Genomic DNA, 22,257 nt, shown 5'->3' with positions numbered 1-22,257 from the left:
GATGGTACCCCATCCCGGGAGAGACGCGAGGCGCGGCCGGCCACGCCGGGAGGCTTGACCACAAGGACGGTGTGGACTTCTGTAGAGAGATGCCAGCTCAGAGGCGCGCGCACCGATGGGGATGAAGCTCGTGTGGGTCTGCGTCGGCGGGGCGATCGGCTCGGGGGCGCGGTTCCTCGTGACGACCTGGTCCCTCTCGCGGTACGGCTCCGCGTTTCCCTACGGGACCCTCGCCGTCAACGTCATCGGCTCGTTCCTGCTCGGGCTCCTCTTCCAGCTCTCCCGAAGCGCCACGTGGCTCGGCCCCACGCTGCAGGTCGCGCTCGGGGCGGGTTTTTTGGGCGGATTCACGACGTACTCCACGTTCAACCTGGAGGTCGTCCAGTACGTACAGAACGGACAGCCCCGCCTCGCCGCGCTGTATGGCACCGCGACGCTCGTCGGTTGCCTCTGCGCCGGGTTCGTCGGGATGCACCTCGGGCGGCTCCCCGGTTCGCGCTGACCGGTCGCGAAAAACTTCGAATCCGCGGTCCCTGGGGACATTCCTCATCGTGAGCACGACGACGAGGCAACACGGACAAGGCGGGTTCGGTGAACCAGCCATTGAACATGGCCGGGATTCCAGCGAACGCCTGGGGCACGACAGGGCCGCAGGGGCACGGTTCCTGAGCACGCACCGACACCGCCGAAGGTTCAACGTGGTGGGGCCCTGCCACGATGAGCTGCATTACATGCTGGGTGCGAGCACGCGGCTCGTGGAGGTGCCAGAGTTGGTGGCGCGCGGGGCGTACGTGGTGGTGCACGCGCCGCGGTTGCACGGGCGAACGACGTGGCTGCGGGGGCTCGCGGCCGGGCTCGCGGAGGCTGGCGCGTGGGTCGTGGTGCGGGCCTCCTGCCGGCCGAGGGGGGGCGCCGCGGAGGGGGCGTTGGGCGAGCGGGCGCTGCTCGAGGCGATTGCGAAGGCGGCCGGGGAGCAGCTCCCAGCGCCGCTGCGGCCTCCGCCGTGGCCCCCGTCGTACGACGTGCGGTTCGCGGGCGTCGTGCTCTCGGCGTGGGCGCGCGCGTGCCCGCGGCCGCTCGTCCTGCTGCTCGACGACGTGGATCTCCTGCCGCGCGAGACCCGCACGAGCCTGCTCACGCAGATGCGGGCGACCTACGAGGCGCGGCCCCGCGCGGCGCCGTGGTCGGTCGTGTTCTGTGGCTCCGAGGAGGTGCAGGCCTCGGCCGTGGAGCTCCTCGGGCCTGGGGCGACGTCGCTCCGCCTGCCCGATTTCACGGCTGTGCAGGTGGCCACGCTCTGCGCGGAGCACACAGAGGAGACGGGGCAGCCGTTCCGGGACGAGGCCGTGGCCGAGATCGCTGCGATCTCGGGCGGGCATCCGTGGGTCGTGAACGTCCTCGCGCGCGAGATCGTGGAGAAGCTACGCCCTCCACTCCGGCAGCCGATCACCGCCGCGCATGTGCGCGCGGCTGCCGAGCGGCTGCGAGGCGCGTGGGTCTGAGAGCGTGTTCCAGAAACTCTCCGAGTTTTCGCGTATCGACCGCATCGCGGTCGATACACCAGAGGTCCAGGGCTGTGCCCTGGTTCGGGTCCAGGGGCGAAGAGCCCCTGGTCGGGTCCGGGGTGAAACCCCGGCGAGACGCTGCGGCCCCCCTCTGAGCGGGTGTTTGCTTCCCGTGCGGGTGCCGCTCGGGCACAATCCGGCGGTTCATGTCGATCGGCGAGGACGATCCTGGAGAAACGGCACCGAACGACGCCGACACCACGGCGCTGGTCACGGAGCCCTCCCCGGAGGTCGACACGGCGGCGTCTGCGGAGACGCCCCAACCGACGTCGCGCATCGCGGCCCTCGCGCTCGCGCTCCCCCTCGACGACGAGGCGATCGCGCACCGCGCCGATCCGCTCATTGGCCTCGTCGTCGCGGGCCGCTACCGCATCCTCACGCCGATCGGCCGCGGCGGCATGGGCGTCGTTTACAAGGTCGAGCACGTCCACCTCGGCAAGTTGCTCGCGATGAAGCTGCTCGCGGGCGAGCTCAGCATGAGCCCCGAGGTCGTGCGCCGCTTCAAGCGCGAGGCGCTCACCGTCTCGCGCCTGTCGAGCCCGAGCACCGTGCACGTCTTCGACTACGGCGTGGACGCGGGCCTCACGTACATCGTGATGGAGCTCGTGACAGGCCGGGATCTCGCCGCGGTGCTTTCCGACGGCGGCCCGATGCCGTTCGCGCGGCTCGGCAAGATCGTCCTGCAGATCCTGAGCTCGCTCGGCGAGGCGCACGGCAAGGGCATCGTGCACCGCGACGTCAAGCCGCAGAACGTGATGATCACGACGACCGAAGGCGGCACCGACATCGCCAAGGTGCTCGACTTCGGCATCGCGAAGCTGCGGGAGGAGGCCGACACGAACGCGGGCGGCGAGGTGACGCGCCGCGATCAGCTCATCGGCACGCCGTACTTCCTTCCGCCCGAGCTCATCCGCGGCGACCCCGTCGATCACCGCGCCGATCTCTACGCCGTCGGCGTGCTCCTCTACCACGCGCTCACCGGCCATTATCCGTTTCACGCGAAGACCTCGGCGAGCATCCTGGTCAAACACGTCACGGAAAAACCCGTGGCGCCGTCGATCCGCGCGCCATCGCGCGGCGTGCCGCCCGGGGTCGACGCCATCGTCCTCCGCGCGCTCGAAAAGGAGCCCGCGGCGCGATGGCAAAACGCCGAGGAGCTACAGGCGGCGATCGCGGCGGAGCTACGCAAGCTCGGAACGGACGTCGAGGCGCTGCTCGATGCGAGCGCGCTCCGAAAACTCACGCGTGCGGCGCTGGCGGGGGCGGAACGCAGCCCCGGCGAGATCGCGAGCCGCGACGAGGTCGAGGCGTACGAGCGCAAGCTCAGGAGCCGCCGGCACCTCGCCTGGTTCGCGTCGAGCCTCGTGCTCGTCCTCGGCGCGGGCGCGGGGCTCTTCGTGATGTGGGGACGCTGGACGCCGCGCTTTGCGGGCGTCGAGGTCGAGCCCAACGACACGGCGGCAAACGCGACGCCGCTGCCGCTCGGCGTGTCGGCGTCGGGCCTGCTCGGCAAGCGCATCGACGCGCAGCGCAGCGATCGCGACTTCTACACGTTCGAGATCCCGAAAGGCACAGGCGATACGCCGCGGATCGCGCGCCTCGTGGTCACGGCGCTCCCGAACATGGAGACCTGCACGCTGCTCTACCGGCAAGGCTTCCAGGCGCCGATCGCGCAGTACTGCGTGGGTCGACCCGGCCATTCCCTCTCGATCCCGCGCCTCAGCGTAGAGCCGGGCCGCTACTACGCCTCCGTGCTGCAGGATCTGGATCCGCGCGGCGATCGCAAAATTCCCTTCGTGCACGAGAACGTGTCCGACACCTATGCCATCACGGTCGCGCTCGCCGAGGAGAGCTCCACACACGAGATCGAGCCGAACGACGAGTTGCCTTCGGCCACGTCGATCGAGCCTGGCGAGACGCGGACGGGCGCGCTCGGGTGGATCGACGATCAGGACACGTACTGCGTAGGCGCGGGCGCGCAGGGACATGCGATCCGCTGGACGGCGCGCGACGCCGTGCGCGACGCGGGGTCGGTGCTGGAGGTCACGACGATGCGAGGCCGGGAGGCTGGCAGCAGGGTCCGCGTGCACACGGCGGGTGAGGGTACGCTCTCGCAGGAAGATTCGCGCTCTCCCTGGACGGGCCCCGCGATCGCCTACGAGGAGGGCACGCCGCGCTGCGTACGCGTTCGGCTCGCGCGGGATCCTTGGACGGCCGAGGCGCCGCGGACGCAGCCCGGTGGGATCGAGGCCTACGTCCTCGCGGTCGACATCGTCCCCTGAGCGAAGAGGGACAAAAACCTCACATCCTTGAAACGAGGGGGTACACTCTTCAAAGCGCGGGGGGCACGAGGAACCAGCGATGTCGGAGAACCAGCGTTACCGGGTCATCAAGCGGCTCGCCTCGGGCGGTATGGCCGAGGTGTTCGTCGCGGAGAGCGCAGGAATCGAGGGCTTCCGCAAGCAGGTCGCGATCAAGCGCGTTCTCCCGCACCTCAGCAAGAACGAGCAGTTCATCGACATGTTCCTCGACGAGGCCCGCCTCTCCGGCCGCCTCGCGCACTCCAACGTCGTGAGCGTCTTCGACATCGGCGTCGGCGACAGCACGTACTTCATCGTCATGGAGTACGTCGACGGCGCCGACTTGAAGCAGGTCATCGAGCACCAGAAAAAGGTCGGCAGGCCGATGCCGGTCGAGAGCGCGTGCTTCATCGCCGCGAAGATCTGCCAGGGCCTCGCCTACGCCCATGATCTCCACACGCCCGAAGGCGAACACCTCAACATCGTCCACCGCGACGTCACGCCGGCGAACGTGCTCATCACGCGCCACGGCGAGTGCAAGATCGTGGACTTCGGCCTCGCCAAGGCGTCGAGCCAGCTCGCCAACAGCGACGCCGGCATGATCAAGGGCAAGTTCGGGTACCTCGCGCCCGAGACGGTCATGGAGCTCGGCGTGGACAAACGCGTCGATGTCTTCGCCGCCGGCATCATCCTTTGGGAGATGCTCGCCGGCCGCCGCCTTTTCCTCGGCGAGACCGACCTCGGCACCGTCAAGCTCGTGCGCGACGCGACCATCCCGTCGCTCAAGCCCATCAACTCGGACGTCCCTCCGGAGCTCGAAGAGATCATCCGCACCGCGCTCGCGCGTGATCGCGACGGCCGCTACCAGACCGCGCGTGATTTTGGCCGCGATCTCACGCGGTTCCTCTATCGCTTCGGCAGGCCCGTCAGCGAGTACGAGGTCGCCGAGCTCGTCCTCGGCGCTGCGGGCGCCCCGGCTGGCCGGAAGGACGGGCTCGCGATGATCGGCGAGATGCTCGACCTCATGCTGCTCGAGTTCAAATCCCTCACGCAGCAGGACAACGCGGGCGGGCCGACCAGCCTGCAGCCCGATCTTTTCAAGCTCACGGGCGCGAACCCGACCGTCTCCCCCTCCGCCCTCGAATCGGGGGATACCGACGAGACCTTTTCCGGCCTCAGCGACGAGCTCGAGGGCCCCGATCCGGACGACGCCGCGCAGGACAAGGGCCGCGCGCCCACCGCCTGGTGGCGGGGCCTCATCTCCCGCTGAGCCTCACCTACCCCACCCCTCCTCTCCACACAGTGGATGAGGAGGGCGCTCCCGGCTCGTTCCCCTGCCGCTCGTCCCCTCTCCGCCTCGCGGCGGGGGGCGGGGTGAGGTCGAAGCGTCATGGACGAAGGAAAAAATTGATTTCCAGCCTGCCACACTCGTAGCTTTCCTTTTCCGGGCTCCCGCCTTCGGACCACGCGATGACCCAGACAGACAAGCCGAACCACGTGCATGTCCCCCACGACGGCCGCGTTGCTCCGCGACGCGCGCGCCTCTGCCTCTTCCTTTCGGCCCTCGTCACGACGAGCCTCGCGCCCCTCGCGATCGCGGACGCCGCCGACGCCGAGGCGCTGCTCAAGGAGGGCAAAAAGCTCGTCACGGAGAAGAAGTACGACGAGGCGTGCCCCAAGATCGCCGAGGCGTACAAACTCTCCCCGAGCCCCGCGTCGCTGCTCGATCTCGCGCTCTGCCACGAGAAACAGGGCAAACTCGCGACCGCGTGGGGCGAGATGCTCGACGCCGAGGCCGATGCCCGCAAGGCCGGGCGCGCGGACGTCGAGGCGCGCGCGCGCGCGAACAGCAAGGCGATCGAGCCGAAGCTGCCGCGCGTGACCGTGTCTGTCGCCGCGAACACGCCCGGCATCGAGATCGCGATCGACGGACAGAAGATCGATCTCGGCGCGCTCGGCAAGGGTCGGCCCGTGGATCCCGGCGAGCACAAGATCGTGGCCACCGCGCCCGGCCGTAAGCCCTGGGAGACCACGCTCAGCCTGAAGCCTGCCGAGCGCAAGAGCGTCATGGTCCCGGCGCTCGCCGAGGATGGGAGCGCCGCGCCGACGGGCGACAAAGCGCCGGACAAACCCGCCGGCGGGGACACGGGCGCGACGGGGCAACCGGCCGGGACGACCACGACGAACGACACGAAGACCGACGGCGGCGCCGCGGGCGCCGGTGATACGAAGCCGAAGGACAAACCCGAGGAGCCCGACGACGGCAAGGGGCCGATCCACCGCGCCAAGCGTCTCGTCGTGGACGTCGGCGCCTTCGGCGGCGCGCAGCTCTTCCTCGGCGGTGGCAGCGTGGACGCGCTCTCGGCCCTCACGTACGAGTATCGCATCACCTACCCGCTCGGCGGTGAGGCGGCCGAGTACAAGGCTTGTGATGCGAGCGCCTGTTACGCCACGGTCGATCCCGCGATCGGCGTCCCTGTTGGCGGCCAGGTGTTCGTCGGGTACGCGCTCAGCGAGAAGCTGCACGTCGGCGGCCGCTTCTTCGGCAGCTACCTCGTCACGGGCGGCTACTCGCTCCTCGTCGGCCCCGCGCTCAGCGTGCGCGTGAACGATCGCCTCTGGGTCGGCGGCACACTCGCCGTCGGGTTCGGCGGACAAAACGCGACCATCAACGGCGCGCGCGGCGCGGTCCCGAGCGAGTGGGCCGAGCTCAACGGCGGCGACGAGGTCGAGCTCCTGCTCAGCCGCACGATCCCCGCGGAAAACGAGACCGGCTTTGGCTTCTCGTTCGGCGCTGCGGTCGAGGTCTCCTACACGCTCGCCGAGTTCGGCAAGGGCAAGAGCCTCACGACGGGCTCGCTGGTCGCGAGCGCGTGGCCCACGTTCCTCAAGACGTGGGACGGGTTTGCCATCGCCTTGCCCGTCGGCATCGGGTACCGCTTCCACTGATCCACGCCCCTCCCGCATCGCCGCGTCCTGGACACGTACGTGCGTGATCCTGCGCGGCAGACGCGCGCTCGCGGCGTGCGCGTCGCGCGTCGATGTGCGAGGCTCGGCCCGTGCGCAGCCACCGAGCACGGGCGTCGAGCCTGGGCCGCCGCGCGCTCGCGGGCCCTGTCTGGGCGACCCTCCTGCTCCTGCTTGTGTCCTGCACGGCGGCGCCTCCGCGCCACGGCGGCGAGGTGCTCGGCGAGGATCGCGACGCGCTGCTCGACGAGGCCAGGCGCGCCACGTACGGCGGGGACAAGCCCGCGGCGCGGCGGCGTTACGAGGCGCTCCTCGTGCGGAATCCGCGGGACGACGAGGCGCGGACCGGGCTCGCGCGGCTCGACGCCTGGGAGGGGCACCACGCGCGGGCGGCGGCGGCGTATCGTGACGTCCTCTCGCGCCACCCCGACGACGACGACGTCCGCACCGGCCTCTTCGACGTGCTCACCTGGCAAGGCCTGTGGGACGAGGCCGAGGCGACGCTCGACGCGGCGCGACGCAAGGACACCCCTCCCCTGCTCGCCTGCCGGGCGCGGCTCGAATACGCGCGGGGCGACCTCACGACGGGGCACGCGCTCGCGGAGCGGGCCTCGGTCGCATCCGGCGGCAACACCGAGCTCCGCGCGCTCGCGCGAAGGCTGTCCACGGGGTATGCGCGCGTCACCACGCGCGTACTCGTCTTTCCCGCGCCCATGCCAGCGCTCGGGCAGGTCGACGTCGAGGTCTCCCAGGCGTGGCGCAGGCTCATCCTCGGCGTCGAAACCGAGCATGGCGGGCGCCCGTCGACGGCGGCGGGCGCCTGGTCCTACGGCGCGACCTGGGGCGGCCGGGCCACGTGGCTCTTCGGGCATGGTTTTTCCCTCGGCGGCGAGGCTGCGTTCGGCGCGCCGGCCGCGAGCGTCCCCATGCTCCGCCTCCGCGCGTACGGCACGGCGCCGATCCGGCCCTGGCTCACGAGCGGCCTCGCGTACACGTACCGCCGGTACACGGGCGGCGTCGACACGCACGGGGTCAGCCCGACGCTTGGCCTCGTGATCGGCGATGAGCTGCGGCTCGACGCGACGTATTGGCTCACGCACGTCCGTGTCGAGGATCCTCGAGGTGCGAGCGAAAGCCGCCTCGTCCATGCGTTCTCGTTTTCGGCGGGCCGCACGCTCCTGCCCTGGCTCGCGCTCCGGGCCGGGTATGCGCACGGCGCCGAGGCCGAACGATTCCCGGCCGCATTTCAGATCCTCGACCTCGTCACGGATTCCGTCTACCTCAGCGCGGATCTCTGGCCGTACGATTTTTTGCGCGTGATGCCGCTCTACAACCTCACGTTCCGCGGCCCGCCCGGCGCCGAGCGCATCACGCTGCACACCTTCGAGCTCGGCGCGCTCGTGCGCTGGTAATTGCGAGAACGGCGGCCGCGCGGCGCTTTACGCCCGAGGCGCGCGGCGGCATGATCGCGCCCATGCAACTTCGACGTTATCTTGGTTCGATCCTGGCCGTCTCCGCGCTCCCCCTGCTTCTCGCCTGCGGCAGCACCGTCGAACCGGGCGGCCCCGGTGGTCCGGGCGGCTCCGGTGGCTCCGGCGGCGCGGGTGGTTCGGGCGGCGCGGGCGGCTCCGGCGTCCCGGTCACGCTCACGTGTTTCGACGACAGCGTGCAGTTCCCGACGGCGAGCAAAGGCTGCGTCACGGATCAAGATTGTGGCCAGATCCTGCACGTGATCGATTGCTGCGGCAGCCTCGCGGCCATCGGCCTCGCCGCGAAGGACCTTCCGGCCGTCTCGATGGCCGAGCAAGAATGCGGCATGCATGCGCTTTGCGATTGCATCGCCCAACCCACGCGCGCCGAGGACGGGAACACCACGGAGGACACGTCCTCGATTCAGGTCGCCTGCGTCTCCGGCGTTTGCTCGACGCGTCTGCCTTGAGCCAGCCCCAAGCGAGCCCCGAGACCAATCTACCCGACGGAAGTGCCCGTTTTCTCGACAGTTTCCAGTCTACCACCCATTGACACACCAAACCCCCCTTGGGTATCGTCGCCGGATCGGGCGCCGCGTGCCTTTTGGGGTGCCCCCATCGGGAGGCAGACGACGTGTCCGAGCGGGATCTGGAGCAAGAGAACAGGGCACTGCGCGCGCGGGTCGAAGAGCTGGAAGAGCGCCTTGCCGCCCTCGCGCCCCCGCCTGCGCGCGCCTCGACGATCGAATTGGGACAGCTCCTCCGGCTCCTGCTCGATCACCTCGACTTGATCGTGTGGGCGGTCGACGAAAGCGGCACCTTCACCTTCCACGACGGCAAGGGGATCGACGCGCTCGGCATCGAGCGGGGCGCATTCATCGGCCAGAACCTCCATGTCATGTACGGCGCCGAAGGCACCTCGGGGGTCAGAAGGGCCCTCTCGGGCACGCCCTCCCACGACATCCAGTCGGGGCACGGAATGCACTGGGAAAACTGGTACGTCCCCGTGCGAGGCGAGCAGGGGAACGTCAAATACGTCGTGGGTTTATCGCTCAACGTCACCGAGACCATGCAGACCCGCGAGGAGCTCGACGCCAAGCTCGCGCTGATCGAACGACAACAGCAGGTCATCCAGAACCTCGAGACGCCGATCATCCAGGTATGGGATCACGTCGTCACGCTCCCGATGGTCGGCGTCGTCGACAGCTGCCGCGCCGGCCGGGTGACCGAGGATCTCCTCGCTGCGGTCTCGCGCCTGCAAGCGCGCTTCGCCATTCTCGACTTGACCGGCGTCGACGTCGTCGACACCGGCACGGCGAGCCACATGCTGAACATCCTCGGCGCCGTCCGCCTGCTCGGCGCCGAGGGGATCATCACCGGAATCCGGCCAAACGTGGCGCAAACGATGGTCTCGCTCGGCCTCGACCTCTCCCGCGTGATCACGCTCGCGACGTTGCGGGATGGCCTCTCGTTCGCAATCCGAAGCCTCGGCGACAAGCCACGCGCGGGTGCGCGCGCATAACCACGCGCGCACCCCGTCGTTCCATCAGGGCGTGCTCAGGGGATTCGCAGGGCTGCTCCCCGCGTCGATCTCGTCGCCGTCGAGGTATCCGTCGAGATCCCGATCGATACCGATGCGCACCCCGGAGCCCGGCGGCACGCAGGTATACGTGAGCGATTGGTTGCTCCCGAGGAAGATCGAACGCAAAATCGCGTCGGGGATCGGCGGAATCGCCTGCTGATCGACGACGAAGCGCTGGATCTCCGGGATGTAAAGGTACCCGACCTCCACCTCCGAATAGGAGCCCGAGGCGCCCTTCGCCACGAGATCACATTCAAGGGCGTTCGCGCGCTGCAAGAGCAGATCGATACGCGCCGCCGCCGATGCCTGGTTCGTCACGGTGAGCGTCACCTGTTGCCCGACGATGGGCGCGAAGTTCGTGTCGAAGGCGAGCTGATACGCTTCCATGTCGCGCTTCGCCTGGTCCCCCGCGGGTGTGAGAGGGATCCCGGGCGCGACCACGACTCCGTCCGGAAGGATCCCGGGGAGGACCTGGGTGCCCGCGTCGAAGATGGCGCTGCGCTGGAACAACGTCGGGGTCGCCCCGTCGTGGGTGAAGCCGAAGCCACGAATCTGATCCCCCAGGAAGGGATCGGGGTTCTCGGAGCCGAAGGCGGCGGCGGAGCCGAACATGCCGACCTTCTGGTACTGGTTGCGCAGGTGCACGTTCTTGAACATCTGCGGCGGCCCCCCAAAACCCGAGAAACCATCGCCCCCGAAGAAGCCCGGGAAACGATCGTCCGGGTTGGCATTGGGATCGATCGGATGGCACGTCCCACAGGTGATCCCCCCGGGGAGGATCGCCGTCTGGAGGAAAAACGCGCGGCCTGCCTGCTGGGAGGGCGTCAGCGAATTGTCGAGGTTCCGAATCGGGTTCGGCGGATAGGCCACCTGAAGGATGAACTCCGCGAAGGCCTGCATCTGCTCGTTGCTGATCTCCGCCGTTCGGCCGAGCAAGCCCACGAACGCAGGGTTGAACTTCCGGAATGCGGCTTCCTCGTCGAACGCCCCCGCGTCCGACTGCACGCTCGGCTCGTCGTTGCCGCCCGTGCGGTCGGCGCGCCAGTGCATCGGGCCGTGGTTCGCCATTCCGCGCAGGCTCTGGGTCGCCATCGGGCCCTTCATCGGATGGAAATCGGGATCGATGAACAGGGGCCCCTTGAACGGTCCGGGGTTGTTCAGGATCGTGCCGTCGGGGTTGCCGAGATCCCAGGAGAGATCGTCCATGTCGCCGAAGATGTGGCAGCTCCCGCAGGCCGCCTCGCCATTGCTGGAGGACAGCCGCGCGTCGTAAAGAAGTGGCCGCCCCGCGACGATGCTCTCCGGCTCAGGATTGTACATCCTGACGTGGGCGAGCTCCTGGCGCGTCGACAGGCTCACGACGGAAATCGCATTATCGAAGCGCGTGAGGACGTACATGCGCCCTCGGCCCTCGTCGAGGACCATGCCCGTCGGTCCGCCGCCGCTCAGCGTGATGTGGCTCGACGCGCTGGGCACGAAGGAGTTGTTCTCCAGCGCGGCCGTATTGAACACACCGATCTTCGAGGATCCGAACGCGGCCACGTACAGGGTGCTGCCGGAGCTCGAAATGGCCATGCCGAGCGGTTGCGCGAGGCTCCTCTGGTTCACGGCCGGGGACGCCGGCAGGTCGAAGTAATTGATGTGCTTGTTGAGGTGCCGCGGGGCGACGCCGCCGGGGCCGAGCACCGTGATCCGGCTCTCGTGCAGGTGGCCCTGGAGCGTCTCGCCGGCGAAGATCCCATCCCCCTCGAAGCGCAGGTCGTTGCGGGCCTCGGTGTTGCTGACGTAGACCTTCCCATTGACGGGATTGACGGCCATGTTGAAGAGGACCGTCCCCACGCCCGAGAAGGACCCCGCGGAGCCTGCGACCTGCTTGGGCGGGTTCGCGTTGGCGTCAATGACGAACACGTCCTTGTCGGGCAGCGAGAAATTCACCGCGTCGTCCCAGGGGCGGCCGAGGACGTCCCGCCACGACGAGCCGTTGTACTTCACGAGGACGCCGACCTCGGGCGCGGGGAACCCCTGGAAATTCGTGTTCGGCCCGGGCACGCCGCCAAACGCCTCCCCGCCGTCGGGCACGAGGGATTCGTCGACGATGGTCGTGCGATTGCCCGAATGGAACACGGCCGCATAGACGCGCGAGCCGTCGGGCGTGGCCGCGAGCGCGCGGGGCGTGTCGCCGAAGAGGTTCAGGATCTTGAGCGGCGCGCCGCCCATCGTCACGCCGAGGTTACCAGCGTCGAAGACCCATACGTCCGCGCGGCCCACGCCGGGCGTCGTGAGCTGCGGGTCGAAGGGTACGTTCTGGCCGCGGTGGGCCGTGGTGATGAATGCGCGGCTCTTGCCCGGCCCTGCGAAGACGATATCGCGTGGCTCGTCGCCGACGTGCAGGGTGCGCACGACGGATCCCCTGCCGGCCCCGTGCACGTTGATGATGCTCACGCTGTCGGACAGGTGGTTGACGACCCAAACCTCGCTGTTGCTGCGCGCGGCGACTGCGACGGGCTCGAGTCCGACGGGCACGGAGCCGGTATGCTCCATGAGACCGCTGTATGTGAGCCGAAAAATCTCGAGGCGATTGTCGGGTGTATTGACCACGAAGAGCAGGTGCCCGCTCGGGGACATCGCGATCGGACGGACCTGACCGCTCTCGAACAAGGTATAGGACGAATCGTCGGCGGACACCTCCGTGGTCTGCGAGAGCGTCGCGCCGAGCGTCGCGCCGAAGTAGGCCAAGCACTTCAATCGCATGAGCGGCGTGGCCGCGTGAAGCATGGATCGCATGACAGCTCCCAGGGCAGAGGCGACGGCCGGAAACACGCCGCCATGGTCAGGAAGAAAAGGCCCAACGAGAGGATTGCCCGCAAATTGTGATCTGTAAAGGTAGGAGGATCCCGATGACCACGGGAAGCGCCGCCGCAGGGATCTCTCGGACAGCATGGAGGACGTCCGCGCGGGGTTCGTCCGGGAATCGCCCGCGCCCGTCGCGACCGTAGGACGTGCGTTCCGCGCAGGCATGCGTGTTCGGCGTGAAAAACCCAGCCGACGCAAGAGGTGCCGGCGTCCGCGTCACCGTCTGGTTCGGCAGGGAAAACGGCGGGGAGGTTACCGCCCCCGACGGCGCCCGGGCGGCGCCGTCAAGCGGCGGTCTCGCCCGCCTTCTCCAGGAACAAGCTTCCCGTCGTTCGTCGGGACGCACCATTCCGCTCCGAGGGCGCCCCCTCCGAGGAGCGCCGCCCCTTCTTGTCGTCGGCCGCGGCCCCGAGCCCGAGCGCCTGGGACGCCTCGAAGACCACCTCCGGCGAGGGATCCGAGAGCGCCCGCACGAGCGCGGGCACCGCGAGCCACCGCTCCTCCACCTGTGCGAGGCTCCGCGCCGCGAGCGCGCGCGCCTCGGCGGAGGGATCACTCACGGCGACCTCCGCGAGCGCCGCCGTCGCCTCGGGCCCTCGCCGGTCGGCGAGCTCCAGAATCGCCCGCACCCGATCCTCGAGCCGCGCCGCGCGCCGCGCCGCAATGGCGAAACGCGAAAGCGTCACCATCCTGCGGCCGCTCTCGGCCGGACGCACCGTGCCCACCCGCGCCTCGAACGCCCGCGCCACGGCCTCGCCCTCCGCCTCGCAGACGGCCCGCGCCGCCGCCGCGGCGGCCCCGTCCGAAAGGAACGCCCGCGCCTCGGCGACCCACGTCTCCACGCCCGCGAGCGCGCGCGCCACGATCCACGCCGCCTGCGCGACGCCCTCGGGTTTGTCCCTCCCCAGCATGACCACCACCTGATCGCCGCCGATCCGCCCGAGCGCGAGCGCCGCGCTCTCCCGCGCCTCCGCGGCCGTGTCGTCGAGCGCCCGCCCGAGCGCCATTGCGTGCCGGGACGAACCAAGCTCCCCGAGGATCCGGAACACCCCCGCGCGCACCGCGCCCGCCTCGTGCCGCGCTGCCGCGACGATCGCCTCGGACAACCCCGCGCGCCCCACCGCCACGAGCGCCGCCCGCGCCGCCGCGCGCCCCTCGGCCGTCGCCTCGCCGAGCGCCGCGGCCCAGGCCGAGACCATTCCGAGCCGATCCATCGCGAGCGCCGCGCTCCGCCGCACGTCGTTGCACGGGTCGAAGAGCGCCCGCTCGATCGCCGATCGATCCTTCGGCGACAGGGCCGCGAGCGCGTCCACCGCGCGTGATCGCACCTCCGGATCGGGGTCGCCGAGCGTGGCCACGAGCGTCCCCACGACCTCCTCGTCGCCCACCCGCGCGAGCGCCGCCGCGGCCCGCGCGCGCACGCTGCTCGACGGATCGCCCAAGACGGCGCTCAAGAGTGGCCGCGTCGCCCGCAGATCCCCGATATGCCCGAGCGCCTCCGCCGCGGCCGTCCTCGCCGCGGCATTGCCGTCGCCGAGCTGCGCCACGAGCGGCAATGTCGCCCCTGGATCGCCGATCTTCCCGAGCACCCGCGCGGCCCAGGTCCGCGCCTGTACGCGCTCGTCGTCGAGCATCCCCACGAGCGACCGCACCGCGTCCGAGCCAAATGAAACCAGCGCCTCGGCCACGACCTTCGCGCCCCCCTCGCCCTGCGACGCGAGCGCCTCGCAGAGGTGCGGCAAGACCGCGATGTCCGGAATGGATCCAATGGCCTCGGCTGCCGCGAGCCGCACCGTCGTGTCCTCGTGCGGATTCGCGAGCGCCGATGCGAGCGCAGGGCTCGCCGACGCGGCGCCGAGCTTGCCGAGCATCCGCGCCGCGTGGGCCCGCTCGTTCCACGATTTCGAGTCGCGCAGCGCGCGCTCCCAGGCCGTGCGCAGCCCGAGCTCCTCGCAGACCACCGCGCAGCGCGCCTCCTCGTCGAGCGCATGCTCCAGGGCGGCCTGGATCGTGCTCCGATCGAAGCCTTGCGCGAGCGATCGCGCCACGCGCGCGGCTGGCTCGGCGCGCAGCCTCGAGAGCACCTTCCGCGCGGCCGCGAGCCGCTCGACCGCGCGCCGCTCGTGCCGCCGCCGGAGCGCCTCGCGCCCGATCACCGAGATACCTGGCACGAGCGCGAAGACCGCGATCCCGAGCCCCACGTACAGGACCAAGACAAGGGCACTCACAGTCTCCCCCGATCCCCTTCGAATGCCGACGTCAGGCCCGCTGCGCGGCGGGTGCAACGGGCGCAAACCCTTTGCGCGCGAACTTGTCCCAGCCCTTCTTCCCCTTCAAAAAATCGTAGAGGCCTCGGAGCTGCCAGAACACCAGGTATTGCCGATATCCGAGATTCGACAAGACCCCCACGAACACGAGCACAATCGCGTCACGCGCCCGCGGGTAGGGCACGAGCGACGCCGTGCCGGCGAGCCCCCGCCCGGGCCGCGCCGAGAACGTGCAGAGAACGACCGACAGCGTCGAAAGGCAGAAATTCATGGCCATCGCGAGCCCGAGGAACGCGAGCAATGCCTTGCCGGAGAGCGCGCCGAAGATCGTGGTCAGGAGGAGCAGGAGGTATCCGACGCACTCGGTCGGCGGTGCGAGCGCCTCGAACACGAGCTGGTACGGCATCGCGAACAGGCCGATCTGCCGGAACTGCGGCCGGAACAGCATCGCGCGGTGATAACTCATGACCTCCCAGAGCCCCCGGTACCACCTTGCTCGTTGCTTTCCCAGATCCCGATAATTCTCGGGCGCCTCCGTCCACGTGACCGCGAAGGGCAAACAGACGATTCTCCCCGGCCTGCCCTTGTCGAGCAGATACCGATGGAGCCGCACCACGATCTCCATGTCCTCGCAGACCGTGTGCGCCCCTTCCGTGCAGTATTCGATGCAGATCCTGGAACGAACGTGGCGCGTGAGAAAGCCGCCGACCTCGAAAAGCACGTCACGCCGGATCAGCGCGAAAACACCGGAGAGAATGAGCACCGCGTTGTCCTCGGACAAGGCCGTCCGCCCCTTCGCGAAGGATCGCATGTATTCCACGATTTGCAGCTTCCCGATGAGGCTCGTCGGCAGCGCGAGCTCCTTCACCTCACCCTCGCGGATGATCGATCCATTCGAGAGCCCGACCTGCACGCCCACCGCAACCGTATCGTCGGGCGACTCCATCACCTTGCGCACGGCGAGCAGGAGCGCGTCCGGGACGAGCAGGCTATCGGCATCCATGCTGGTCACGAATTCGCCGGCGGCGACGCTCGTCGCTGCATTCAGCGCGTCCGCCTTGCCGCCGTTCTCCTTGTCGATCAAGACCATCCGCTTGACGTTCTCGGGCAGGCCCGTCCGGCACTCCCACATGCCGCGCACCTCGGCCGTATCGAGCCCGCTCGCGCGCTCGAGCACGGCTGGGACGAACGGGAATGCCGAGAGCAAGACCTCGACGGTTCGGTCCTTCGATCCGTCGTTGCAAATCACGATCTCGTAGGCCGGATAGCGCAGGCGGAGCTGCGATTTCAGGCTCTCCACGATCGTGACCTCCTCGTTGTAGGCCGGCACGAGCAGCGAAACGACGGGCAAGAATGCGTCGCCCTCGGAGAGCGCCGCGGGACGGACCAGCTCGGCCGTGAGCTCGCGTCGAATGCGACGATAGCTGACCAGGACGAACCGCAGGTTGATCAGGAAAAACAGGGTCACGTACCCGACGATCACGAGATCGAGGATACGCAGGAGCCAGATGAGCGCGCCCAATGCCACCCCCCACGTCCCTCCGGAGCTCCGAGGTCAGGATGCACCGGCGCGTCCTGGTCCCCAAAGTCTCCGGGGTGGTCCACGAAAACACCATTCTACCGTGTTTCTCGTAACGCGGTATACACGAACACGCATTCGAATGGGAACGGACATGGCGATTCGGGAAGACACGGACGGACGAACGTGCTACGGCCCAGGCGCGCGCGATTTACCGAGGACAAACCACCGCCCATGCGCAAGACCCGGACGAAGAACGAGATCCCCGCCGCCCGCGAGCCCGATTTCATCGTCGTGAAAGGCGCCCGCGAGCACAACCTCCGCATCGAGCACCTCGAGGTCCCCAAGCGCAAGCTCGTGGTGTTCACCGGCCCGAGCGGCTCGGGCAAGTCGAGCCTCGCGTTCGATACGCTGTATGCCGAGGGCCAGCGCCGTTACGTCGAGACGCTCTCGGCCTACGCGCGGCAATTTCTCGGCCAGCTCGATCGCCCGTCGGTCGAGCACGTGTCCGGCCTCTCGCCCACGATCGCCATCGAGCAAAAGAGCGCGTCCTCGAATCCGCGCTCCACCGTCGGAACGATCACCGAGATCTACGATTACCTGCGCGTGCTTTACGCCCGCGCCGGCGAGCAGCGCTGCACCACCTGCGGCAAGTCCGTGGCCTCGCAAAGCGTCGACGAGATCGTCGAGACGCTGCTGGAGCTGCCCGAGGGCAGCCGCGCCACCCTGCTCGCTCCGCTCGTCGTGCACCGGAAAGGCGAGCACAAGGAGATCTTCGAGGATCTCGCGACGCGCGGTTTTTCGCGGGTCATCGTCGACGGCCAAATGGAGAAGCTCGATCCCCTGCCCCGCCTCGACAAGAAGCTCTGGCACGACATTTCGCTCGTCGCCGATCGCGTCACGGTACGCGCCGAGGACCGGCCGCGCATCGCCGAGAGCATCGAGCTCGCGCTGCGCGAGGGCAAAGGCGAGATGGTCGTCGACGTCGAGGGCGAGAAACCCCGGCCCTTCAGCCAGGCGCGCATGTGCTGCGGCAAGAGTTTTCCCGAGCTCAGCCCGCAGAGCTTTTCGTTCAACAGCCCGCTCGGCATGTGCCCGAAATGCAGCGGCCTCGGCACGCGGCTCGAAGCGGACCCGGATCTCATCGTACCCAATCCGGCGCTCTCGCTCCGGGAGGGCGCGATCGCGCCCTGGGCCTCGGCAATGTCGCGCGGCGAGGGCTGGACGTTCCGCATCGCGGACGCCGTGGCCAAGGCGACGGGCGTGGACCTCGATACGCCGTTCGGAAAGCTCTCGGCGAAGAAACGCGAGCTCATTCTTTACGGGCTCGAAGGCAAGAAGATCGCCGTGCAATGGGGCAAGGAGGGCTCGGAGAGCCACGGGACCTTCGGCATGAAGTTCGAGGGCGTGATCCCGAACCTGGAGCGGCGCTTCCGCGACACGACGAGCGACATGGCGCGGGATCTCTACCGGAAGTTTTTCCGGGAAATGCCCTGCGACGCCTGCGAAGGAAGGCGCCTCCGCCCGGAGACGCTCGCCGTCCTCCTCGCCGACAAGAACATCGCCGCGGTGACGTCGATGACGGTGGGCGCCGCGATCCATTTCGTGCAAACCCTCGCCCTGCCCGGCAACAAGGCCCGGATCACGGAGGGCGCGTCGCGCGAGATCGAGGCGCGGCTCGGGTTCTTGATGAACGTGGGGCTCGATTACCTGACGCTCGATCGCTCGGCGACCACGCTCTCCGGCGGCGAGGCGCAGCGCATCCGGCTCGCCAGCCAGCTCGGCAGCGAGCTCTCGGGCGTGATGTACGTGCTCGACGAGCCGAGCATCGGCCTGCATCAACGTGACAACGAGAGGCTGATCGCGACGCTCCGGCGCCTGCGGGATCTCGGCAATACGGTGGTCGTGGTCGAGCACGACGAGGAGACGATCCGCGCGGCCGACCACGTCGTGGACTTCGGCCCCGGCGCCGGCCACGAGGGCGGCCGGGTGCTCTTCGCCGGCACGCCGGAGGAGCTCGAAGAAGCCAAAGGCAACGTCACCGGCGATTACCTCTCCGGCCGCCGCCGTATCGAGATCCCCGGCGAACGCCGGAAGCCGGGTGGTTGGATCAAGATCAAGGGCGCCCGGGAGCACAACTTGAAAAACGTCGATGCGCGAATCCCGATCGGCGTCCTCTCGGCCGTGACGGGCGTCTCCGGCGCGGGGAAAAGCTCGCTCGTCAATGGCATTCTGCTTCCGGCGCTGAGCCGCGCGCTGCATGACGCGACGGGCCCCGTGGGCGCGCACGACACGATCGAGGGGCTCGACGTGCTCGACAAGGTGATCGCCATCGATCAGCAGCCGATCGGCCGCACGCCGCGCTCGAACCCGGGCACGTACACGAAAGCGTTCGACCACATCCGCGAGGTCTTCGCGCTCCTTCCCGAGGCGCGGGCGCGCGGCTGGGACTCGGGCCGATTCAGCTTCAACGTGAAAGGCGGGCGCTGCGAGAGCTGCCACGGCGACGGCGTCGTGAAGGTCGAGATGCATTTCCTCGCCGACGTGTACGTGCCCTGCGAGGTCTGCGGCGGCAAACGGTACAACGCGCAGACGCTCTCCGTGCGTTTCAAAGGGAAAAACATCAACGAGGTGCTCGAATCGAGCGTGGAAGAATGCCTCGGGATGTTCGAGCACCACGTCGCCCTGAAGCGAATCCTGACGACGCTCGTGGACGTGGGCCTCGGCTACATGAAGATCGGCCAGCGCGCGACGACGCTCTCCGGCGGCGAAGCGCAACGGGTGAAGCTGAGCCGCGAGCTCGGAAAAACCCAAACGGGGCGCACGCTCTACGTGCTCGACGAGCCCACGACGGGCCTGCATTTCGAGGACATCCGGCGCCTGCTCGTGGTGCTCGCACGGCTCGTGGACGCGGGGAATACGGTCGTGGTGATCGAGCACAACCTCGACGTGATCAAATTCGCCGACTGGGTGCTCGATCTCGGCCCCGAAGGCGGCGCGCGCGGCGGGCGCGTGATCGCGGAAGGCGCGCCCGAAGTGGTGGCGCGGGTGACGGAGTCCCATACGGGGCGATTTTTGGCGGACATCCTCGGGCGCGAGCAGGTCAAGGCGAAGGCCAAGAACGGCAAGTCCACCCGCGTTCACGCCTGATCGTCAGGACGACTTTTTCAATTTCCGCTGAAGCGTCCGGCGGTCGATCCCGAGCAGCTTCGCCGCCACCGCAATCACCCCACCCGAATCCTTGAGCGCGGCGTTGATCGCGTCGCGCTCGAGCTCGTCGAGCTTGTACGTCGTCCGGCTCGACGGCGGCGCCCCCGTAAACGGCGCGCGCGGACGCTCGAACAGGACCGTCGCCTCCCGCAGCAATCGATCCGCGTCGATCGGCTTCGTCAAAAGCGTGTCCGCGCCCTCGCGCACCGCCGCCACCGCGAGCGGGATGTCCCCGAATCCCGTGAGCATCACGATCGCCGCCTCCGGGCAGAGCCGGCGCAGCCGCGGCAATGCCGTGAGGCCGTCGACGCGCGGCATGCGGTAATCGACGACCACGAGATCCACGGGCGCATCCTCCAGCGAGACGAGCCCCTCCTCCACGGTCGCCGCCGTCCGCGCCTGTACCCCGCGCCGCCGCATCGCGCCCTGGAGCGTCGTGCGAAACGCGTCGTCGTCTTCGATGAGCAGCGCCGTCTCGATCTTGCGAGGCATCCTCATACCTCCCAGTCACGCGACGCCACACGACGCGCGAGCCGGATCGTCACCCTTGCCCCGCCCTCGGCCCCATTGTCCACGCTGAGCACGCCGTTCATCCGATCGAGCAGCACCGAGCTCACGTACAGCCCGAGCCCCATCCCGCCCTCGCGCTCCTTCGTCGTCTGAAACGGCTCGCCGAGCCGCGCGAGGATCTCCGGCGCGAACCCGGGCCCGCTATCGTCGACCACGATTTCGACGTGATCACCGCCGTCCCGCACGGCAATCCTGATCCGCGGCTTCGCCGTCCGCGCCATCGCCTCGGTCGCGTTCGTCAAGACGTTCACCAGCACCTGCAAGAGGCCCGCGGGCATGACCGTCACGTGCACCGGCTCGGGCGCGTCGATCGTGATCTCGCCCCGGTACACGAGCCGCCGGAGCTCGCGCCCCGCCATCTCCGTGACCAGCTTGCCGAGCTCGACCTCCTCGCACCGCTGATCCGGCCGGATGTAGCCACGCACGAGCCCGATGATGTCGCTCGCCCGCTGCGCCTCGCCCGCGATCGTGCGCGCGAGCTCGGAGGCATCCGGTGAGACGTCCTTCGTGATCTCCGAGAGCTCGCGCCCGGCGAGCAGGATCGTGGCGAGCGGCGTCGAAAGCTCGTGCGACATGCCGCCGACCACGCGGCCGAGCATCGCGAGTTTGTCGTTCCGGAGCGTGCGTTGCCGCAGCTCGTCGAGCCTTCGCGCATACACGAACAGGAACACGCCGAGGAACACGGCGACGGACGCGAGCGAGACAAACGCGCCGAGGTGGTGGACGCGCTCCTTGCCGAGTGGCGCCGACGCGAGCGGCAGCGGATCGGCGAACGAGACGAGCGCGCCCACGGCCACGGTCAGGCCTGCGATCGCGAGGATGGCGCGCCCGCCGCTGAGGAAACCCGCGAGGGCGATCTGGAAGACGAGGAACGCGGCGAACGGGTTTCCGGTGCCGCCCGTGACCCACAACACGGCGCCGAGGGCGATCACGTCGAACGTGATCTGCCCGGCGACGAGGCGCCGCTCGTGGCGCAGCATGCGGCCGATCACGAGCGCGAACGACCCATTCAGGACCACGAGCAAGCCGAGGATCAGGAACACCGGCGTGACCGCGAGATCCGGGACGAACCATTTTCCCGTCGCCGTCGTGAGGCCCATGCCGAGGATCGCGAGCCAGCGCAGCTGGATCAGCCACCGCGCCGCGGTCCCCTCGGGGATCGGATCCGCGCTCGAAAGGACGGCCCTGACGGACGATTGTCCCCCTGGAGGTACACCACCCGCCGCACGTGCCGTCCCCGGCTCGACGACGGCGATGGGGGGAACGGAGACACGGGCCGACATCGGGTCCGCCAGACTATGGCGAGTCCGAACCCGGTGTCGAGCAGTTCGCGGCTCTCGGAAGCTTGGAGGAGGCGGGGGCTGGGTTCGCTTGGGGCTTGGGGGCGTCGCTCGGCTTGCCCGAGCGTGCCCCCAAGGGAGGACGCGAAAAACTCAGTGCTTGGCGGGGGTCGCGGCCGGTGCGGCCGAACCGGCGGCCGGTGCGGCCGAGCCGGCAGCGGCGGGCGCGGCCACCGCCTTGGGGACGGCGATGTCGCCGGTGCGCTCGCCCTTGAACGGGTCCTTCAGATCGACCGGGTTCTTCCCCTCGATCGCCTCCGCTTCGCCGCGGAACTGCGTGTCGCTCATCGTGATGCCGATGAAGACCGCCAGGAAGATCAGGGCGGAGACGAAGATGATCGCGTGGAACTTATGGTCCCACTTGAGGTGCATGAAGATGAGCGCGACGACCGACGCCTTGATCGTGGCGATCAAGAGGGCGACGATCAGGTTGCCCATGTGACCGAGGTCCACGTAGCTCGCGCCCACGGTGACGACCGTGAGGAAGAGCAGCGTGCTGAACGTGCCGATGTAGACCTTGAACGGCAGGACGTGCGGAACGTGATCGCCGTTTCCGCTTCCGTGACCGTGGTCGTGCTCTGCGTGCGAAGTGCTCATGGTGCGCTCTGCTCCGGG

At 68.9% G+C, this 22,257-nt stretch carries 15 protein-coding genes; 9 read left to right on the top strand and 6 right to left on the bottom strand.

Annotation, left to right across the window (positions count from 1 at the left end; genetic code table 11):
• Positions 1-115 precede the first annotated feature (115 nt).
• The 8 genes from crcB (at position 116) to POL67_RS21700 (ending at position 9,823) form a co-directional block, all read left to right on the top strand.
• Positions 116-502, top strand: coding sequence for a fluoride efflux transporter CrcB (gene crcB, locus POL67_RS21735; RefSeq protein WP_271920012.1), 387 nt, complete (start codon positions 116-118; stop codon positions 500-502).
• A 199-nt stretch (positions 503-701) separates the two neighbouring features.
• Positions 702-1,502 carry an AAA-like domain-containing protein gene (locus POL67_RS21730; RefSeq protein WP_271920010.1) on the top strand — a complete coding sequence of 267 codons (801 nt, stop codon included), beginning with the start codon at positions 702-704 and terminating at the stop codon, positions 1,500-1,502.
• Between the two features lie 209 nt (positions 1,503-1,711).
• Positions 1,712-3,847 (top strand): serine/threonine-protein kinase, encoded by a 2,136-nt coding sequence (locus POL67_RS21725; protein WP_271920008.1) that lies wholly within the window; start codon positions 1,712-1,714, stop codon positions 3,845-3,847.
• A gap of 79 nt (positions 3,848-3,926) precedes the next feature.
• A complete protein-coding gene (locus tag POL67_RS21720; protein WP_271920006.1) occupies positions 3,927-5,135 on the top strand; it encodes a serine/threonine protein kinase in 1,209 nt (402 codons plus the stop codon).
• Between the two features lie 200 nt (positions 5,136-5,335).
• The gene (locus POL67_RS21715) at positions 5,336-6,814 is read left to right on the top strand and encodes a hypothetical protein (protein WP_271920004.1); all 1,479 of its coding nucleotides are present in this window, start codon (positions 5,336-5,338) and stop codon (positions 6,812-6,814) included.
• 110 nt (positions 6,815-6,924) lie between these two features.
• Positions 6,925-8,244: a tetratricopeptide repeat protein gene (locus tag POL67_RS21710; RefSeq protein ID WP_271920001.1), complete on the top strand. Its 1,320-nt coding sequence runs from the start codon at positions 6,925-6,927 to the stop codon at positions 8,242-8,244.
• 62 nt (positions 8,245-8,306) lie between these two features.
• On the top strand, positions 8,307-8,771 hold the full coding sequence (locus POL67_RS21705; protein WP_271919999.1) for a hypothetical protein: 465 nt from the start codon (positions 8,307-8,309) through the stop codon (positions 8,769-8,771).
• Positions 8,772-8,935: 164 nt separating this feature from the next.
• Entirely contained in the window at positions 8,936-9,823 is an 888-nt protein-coding gene (locus POL67_RS21700; protein ID WP_271919997.1) for an STAS domain-containing protein, read from the top strand.
• Between the two features lie 24 nt (positions 9,824-9,847).
• Here POL67_RS21700 and POL67_RS21695 read toward each other — a convergent pair whose 3' ends face one another.
• The 3 genes from POL67_RS21695 to POL67_RS21685 all read right to left on the bottom strand — a co-directional run bounded on the left by POL67_RS21695 (position 9,848) and on the right by POL67_RS21685 (position 16,531).
• Positions 9,848-12,667, bottom strand: a complete 2,820-nt coding sequence (locus POL67_RS21695; protein ID WP_373372365.1) for a YncE family protein — start codon at positions 12,665-12,667, stop codon at positions 9,848-9,850.
• Positions 12,668-13,020: 353 nt separating this feature from the next.
• Positions 13,021-14,964: a HEAT repeat domain-containing protein gene (locus tag POL67_RS21690; protein ID WP_271919995.1), complete on the bottom strand. Its 1,944-nt coding sequence runs from the start codon at positions 14,962-14,964 to the stop codon at positions 13,021-13,023.
• Positions 14,965-14,995: 31 nt separating this feature from the next.
• Positions 14,996-16,531: a glycosyltransferase gene (locus tag POL67_RS21685; protein ID WP_271919993.1), complete on the bottom strand. Its 1,536-nt coding sequence runs from the start codon at positions 16,529-16,531 to the stop codon at positions 14,996-14,998.
• Between the two features lie 225 nt (positions 16,532-16,756).
• Between POL67_RS21685 and uvrA the strand changes: the two genes are divergently transcribed.
• The gene (uvrA, locus tag POL67_RS21680; RefSeq protein WP_271919992.1) at positions 16,757-19,672 is read left to right on the top strand and encodes an excinuclease ABC subunit UvrA; all 2,916 of its coding nucleotides are present in this window, start codon (positions 16,757-16,759) and stop codon (positions 19,670-19,672) included.
• Positions 19,673-19,675: 3 nt separating this feature from the next.
• Here the strand turns inward: uvrA and POL67_RS21675 are convergent, their stop codons facing one another.
• The 3 genes from POL67_RS21675 to POL67_RS21665 form a co-directional block, all read right to left on the bottom strand.
• Positions 19,676-20,224 carry a response regulator transcription factor gene (locus POL67_RS21675; RefSeq protein ID WP_271919990.1) on the bottom strand — a complete coding sequence of 183 codons (549 nt, stop codon included), beginning with the start codon at positions 20,222-20,224 and terminating at the stop codon, positions 19,676-19,678.
• 2 nt (positions 20,225-20,226) lie between these two features.
• Positions 20,227-21,585 (bottom strand): ATP-binding protein, encoded by a 1,359-nt coding sequence (locus tag POL67_RS21670; protein ID WP_271919988.1) that lies wholly within the window; start codon positions 21,583-21,585, stop codon positions 20,227-20,229.
• Positions 21,586-21,735: 150 nt separating this feature from the next.
• Positions 21,736-22,239, bottom strand: coding sequence for a cytochrome C oxidase subunit IV family protein (locus POL67_RS21665; protein WP_271919986.1), 504 nt, complete (start codon positions 22,237-22,239; stop codon positions 21,736-21,738).
• Positions 22,240-22,257 lie beyond the last annotated feature (18 nt).

The sequence above is a fragment of the Polyangium mundeleinium genome (assembly GCF_028369105.1).
GTDB lineage: Bacteria > Myxococcota_A > Polyangia > Polyangiales > Polyangiaceae > Polyangium > Polyangium mundeleinium.
The sequence above is the reverse complement of the archived record's forward strand: the minus strand, read 5'-3'. Positions and strand labels throughout refer to the sequence as shown.

What these genes read in the sequence shown, in the direction of transcription:
- POL67_RS21720 (WP_271920006.1), top strand. Translation starts at nt 3,927, where the DNA reads ATGTCGGAGAACCAGCGTTACCGGGTCATCAAGCGGCTCGCCTCGGGC.
- crcB (WP_271920012.1), top strand. Translation starts at nt 116, where the DNA reads ATGGGGATGAAGCTCGTGTGGGTCTGCGTCGGCGGGGCGATCGGCTCG.
- POL67_RS21675 (WP_271919990.1), bottom strand. Translation starts at nt 20,224, where the DNA reads ATGCCTCGCAAGATCGAGACGGCGCTGCTCATCGAAGACGACGACGCG.
- POL67_RS21715 (WP_271920004.1), top strand. Translation starts at nt 5,336, where the DNA reads ATGACCCAGACAGACAAGCCGAACCACGTGCATGTCCCCCACGACGGC.
- uvrA (WP_271919992.1), top strand. Translation starts at nt 16,757, where the DNA reads ATGCGCAAGACCCGGACGAAGAACGAGATCCCCGCCGCCCGCGAGCCC.
- POL67_RS21705 (WP_271919999.1), top strand. Translation starts at nt 8,307, where the DNA reads ATGCAACTTCGACGTTATCTTGGTTCGATCCTGGCCGTCTCCGCGCTC.
- POL67_RS21695 (WP_373372365.1), bottom strand. Translation starts at nt 12,667, where the DNA reads ATGCGATCCATGCTTCACGCGGCCACGCCGCTCATGCGATTGAAGTGC.
- POL67_RS21725 (WP_271920008.1), top strand. Translation starts at nt 1,712, where the DNA reads ATGTCGATCGGCGAGGACGATCCTGGAGAAACGGCACCGAACGACGCC.
- POL67_RS21670 (WP_271919988.1), bottom strand. Translation starts at nt 21,585, where the DNA reads ATGTCGGCCCGTGTCTCCGTTCCCCCCATCGCCGTCGTCGAGCCGGGG.
- POL67_RS21665 (WP_271919986.1), bottom strand. Translation starts at nt 22,239, where the DNA reads ATGAGCACTTCGCACGCAGAGCACGACCACGGTCACGGAAGCGGAAAC.